At 65.6% G+C, this 3740-nt stretch carries 5 protein-coding genes and 1 pseudogene; 4 read left to right on the top strand and 2 right to left on the bottom strand.

Annotated elements, in window-relative coordinates; genetic code table 11:
• Both ASV56_RS24100 and ASV56_RS22130 read right to left on the bottom strand, forming a co-directional pair.
• A pseudogene (locus ASV56_RS24100) lies at window positions 1-182 on the bottom strand (IS3 family transposase); the annotation flags it as partial.
• Between the two features lie 8 nt (window positions 183-190).
• Window positions 191-487, bottom strand: a complete 297-nt coding sequence (locus tag ASV56_RS22130) for a transposase (RefSeq protein WP_062560391.1) — start codon at window positions 485-487, stop codon at window positions 191-193.
• Between the two features lie 17 nt (window positions 488-504).
• On the opposite strand from ASV56_RS22130, the gene ASV56_RS22125 reads away from it, so the two are divergent.
• The 4 genes from ASV56_RS22125 to ASV56_RS22110 all read left to right on the top strand — a co-directional run bounded on the left by ASV56_RS22125 (window position 505) and on the right by ASV56_RS22110 (window position 3580).
• Window positions 505-1410, top strand: a complete 906-nt coding sequence (locus ASV56_RS22125; protein WP_253880251.1) for a DUF3363 domain-containing protein — start codon at window positions 505-507, stop codon at window positions 1408-1410.
• Between the two features lie 108 nt (window positions 1411-1518).
• Complete coding sequence (locus ASV56_RS22120; protein ID WP_062564117.1) at window positions 1519-1770, top strand: type II toxin-antitoxin system Phd/YefM family antitoxin; 252 nt, start codon at window positions 1519-1521, stop codon at window positions 1768-1770.
• Window positions 1771-1773: 3 nt separating this feature from the next.
• The gene (locus ASV56_RS22115; protein WP_062564116.1) at window positions 1774-2202 is read left to right on the top strand and encodes a PIN domain-containing protein; all 429 of its coding nucleotides are present in this window, start codon (window positions 1774-1776) and stop codon (window positions 2200-2202) included.
• A gap of 166 nt (window positions 2203-2368) precedes the next feature.
• Entirely contained in the window at window positions 2369-3580 is a 1212-nt protein-coding gene (locus ASV56_RS22110) for an MFS transporter (protein ID WP_062564115.1), read from the top strand.
• Window positions 3581-3740 lie beyond the last annotated feature (160 nt).

Genomic DNA, 3740 nt, shown 5'->3' with positions numbered 1-3740 from the left:
TGCCAGGTCATCTGGCGAACCCCATAGAACGGCGTGTCGAGGAACTGCCGGTCGATCAGCCGCATCAGGCCGAGGTTCTGATCCGTCTCTCCAGCCGGCTCGTGGTAGAACGACGAGCGCGAGATCGACAGCAGGCGGCACTGCGCCCCGATGGACAGCGCCGGGTGGTTCCGTTCGATCATCCCACGCCTCACTTTCCGGTCCACGGCTTGAGCTTTCGTGACAAAAAATCGTTGGCGACAGCCAGCTCCCCGATCTTGGCATGCAGTGATCGGACCGTCTCTTCATCCACCTCCGTCGAGGGCTTCTTGCCGCCGCGCTCGAAGATATCCGCAGCTCCGTCGAGCAGCGCCTTCTTCCATTGATGGATCATCGTCGGATGCACGCCGTATTCGCCCGCCAGCTCTGACACAGTGCGCTCGCCCTTAACGGCCTCGAGCGCCACGCGCGCCTTGAAGCCCGCGTCATGGTTTCTGCGTTTCCGCATTCCTGATCTCCTCGTTCTTGGAGACCAGCAAACGTCAGATCGTAGCTTCCGTCACTGTCCGATTTCCGGGGAGCAGCTCAATCCGGCCTGAAGCCGAGATGGTGCTGCGGGACCTCGGCGAGCGCGGCGACATCATCAAGCGCATCCATCGGGCGCTGTCGGGGCAGGGGATAGAGCGCGGGGTCTCGGACTACAGCTTCGCCGGCGAGCAGGCCGACGGCCCCATCCTTGGCAGGCTGGTCGAGCGCGGCCATGACGACGAGTTGAAGGGCAGCGCCTATGCGGTGATCGACGGTGTCGATGGCCGCACCCATCATATCCGGCTGCCGCATTTCGGCGCCGCCGGCGACAGCGCGCCCGACTCCATCGTCGAGTTGCGGTCTTACGAGGATGCGAAGGGCGCGCGCCGGGTTGCGCTGGCTGTTCGCTCCGATCTCGATATCCGCGCCCAGGTCACCGCCAGCGGCGCCACCTGGCTCGACCGCCAGGCGGTGGCCCGCGGTCCTGCGGCGCTGTCGGAGGCCGGTTTCGGCGCCGAGGTGCGCCAGGCGATGAAGCGGCGCGTGGAGCACCTGATCGAGGAGGGTCTGGCCAAACGGCAGGGCAGCCGCGTGGTCTTCGCGCGCCGGCTGCTCGACCGGCTGCGCGAGCGCGAGGTCGGTGCGCTTGCCGAAAAGCTTGTCGCCAAGACTGGCCTGCCGTTCGAGCGCACAGCCGGTGGTGACAGCATTGCGGGCGCTTATCGCCGCCGCTTCGCCCTGGCCTCGGGGCGTTTCGCCATGATCGACGACGGGCTGGGCTTCAAGCTGGTGCCCTGGACGCCCTCGCTTGAGCGGCATCTCGACCGGCACGTCTCCGGCGTTGCCCGCGCGGATGGCGGCGTGGACTGGAGCTTCGGTCGAAGGCGTGGGTTGGGGATGTGATGGCCGTCAGGGACGGCCGGTTTTCAGGATGCAGAGTAGCGGCCGGGATCTTGACGACCGGACCCCATGCACTATATGACTATGTGTAGTCACAACCCGGAGGCGGCCATGAAGGAACTCCAGCTCAGGGATGCGAAGGCGACGCTCTCCGCCGTGGTCGATCAGGCCGTGGCCGGCGAGCCGACGGTCATCACCCGGCACGGCCGCAAGGAAGCGGTGCTGCTCTCCTTCGAGGAATGGCAGCGCATCTCCCGGGTGCCGGATTTCGCCGATCTGCTGCTGGCCTTCCCCGGCGCGCCCGAGGACATTCCCGAACGCGCCCGCAAGCCGGCGCGCGCGCTGCGGGATACGGGCCTCTGAAACTTGTACCTGCTCGATACCAATATTCTCTCGGCCTCTGCGCCGACGCGGCGCGATGCCGAGGCTCTCGCGGCCTGGATGCGCGCCCATAACGACCGGCTCTATCTCTCGGCGATCACCATCGCCGAGATCGAGGCCGGCATCGCCCGGGCGGTCAGGGTCGGCGCCAGCGCCAAGGCCCCGGCACTGCGCCGCTGGCTGGCCGCCGTCGAGCATTTCTATGGCAACCGTATCCTGTCCTTCGGCATCGATGAAGCCCGTCAGGCCGGGGCGATCCTCGACCGGGCGCGCGCCCATGATCCGGGCTTCGAGGACATCGCCATCGCGGCGACGGCCGCCGCGCACGGCCTGACGGTGCTGACCGCCAACGAGCGGCATTTCGCGCCGCTCGGCGTGCCTTACGCCAATCCACTGAAGGAACTGCCCGCATAGCGGCAGGGGGTGATAGGGAGGCACCGCTTGATGAGAGTCGGGAAACCGGAGAGCACCGATCAATGAAACCGGGTATGACCAGCAGGGCGGCTATGCGGGACGGAGCTGCCATTGAACGGCGCGAATATTTCATGCATCGCCACAAGGCAGCTTCATCGGGACCGTGATGCCAGAATTGAACCCCGCGCAAACTTCCGCGGCTTTGATCAGACCGGCCATTCCGGCGACGGCCTGGATGCTGGGTATCGTCAGCCTTTTGATGGACGTCTCATCCGAGATGATAAATGCGCTGCTGCCCCTGTATCTGGCCGGAGGGCTCGGGGCGTCGGCCCTGGCCATCGGGTTCATCGAAGGCTCGTCGGTCGCGGTTGCGACCGCCACAAAGTTCCTTTCCGGCGTCCTGTCCGATATCAGCAGGCGGGCGAAGCCCCTGGCGGTGCTGGGCTATGGTCTGGGCGCGTTGTCGCGGTTGATCTTCCCATGGGCGGTGAGCCTGGACCAGATCGTGCTGGCAAAAGCTATGGATCGGGTGGGCAAGGGTATCCGGGGCACCCCGCGGGACGCCATCGTGGCCGCCGTGAGCCCGCCCGAAATTCGCGGGGCAAGCTTCGGCCTGCGCAAGTCGCTCGACACCGTGGGCGGATTCGTTGGCCCGCTGGTCGCGGTCGGCGCAATGATCCTGCTGGCGGGCGATATCCTTTCGGTGTTCTGGATCGCCGCCATTCCTGCCGCGCTCTGCATGGTCTTCCTGGTCTTCTTCGTGAAGGAGCCTGCGGGACGCCATTCGATGAAACGCGGAAGCTTCCGTCTTGTCGACGCTTTCCGGCTCAACCGGGCTGTCTGGGCCGTGATCGGGCTGGCTTCGATCATCATGCTTGCCCGTTTCAGCGAAGCGTTCGTGCTGCTGAAGGCGCTGGAGGCAGGCTTCACGCCCGCTTGGGTGCCGCTGTCGCTGGTCATCATGCACGCCGCCTATGGTCTGACGGCCTTTCCCGCAGGCAGACTGTCGGACCGGATCGGGACGTCCGGTTTGCTGCTTGGAAGCCTGGGTTTTCTGATCGCTGCCCACCTGACGCTCGCTTATGCCGCGACGGTCTGGGTCTATGTCCTCGGCACGGTGCTCTGGGGATTGCACATGGGACTCTCGCAGGGGCTGCTTGGCGCGATGATTGCTGCAGCGACGCCCGAACATCTGAAGGGCAGCGCCTTTGGCACGTTCAATCTCGTGACCGGTGTGGTCGTGCTGGTCGGGAATACCCTGGCCGGATGGCTGTGGCACAGTGTGGGTTCCGCGACGCCTTTTCTCGTCGGGGCCGGAATGTCGATCCTCGCACTGATCGGCATTGCATCGGGCGCAGGCCGATTCAGGACGCCCTGACCGTCTGCTAAGAGTTCTTCGCATCGTCTGCGCTGGTGGTGGACTGCCCCCACCGAGTGGTCCGGGTTGATTGTTAGTGCATCGTCGGCCGCTGGTCTATTGGGATGACGGCTTCCGGTGCGGGTGGGCGGTATCCCAGGGAGCTGTGCGGCCTGACAGT

It is taken from the genome of Paracoccus aminovorans (assembly GCF_001546115.1).
GTDB lineage: Bacteria > Pseudomonadota > Alphaproteobacteria > Rhodobacterales > Rhodobacteraceae > Paracoccus > Paracoccus aminovorans_B.
The sequence above is the reverse complement of the archived record's forward strand: the minus strand, read 5'-3'. Positions and strand labels throughout refer to the sequence as shown.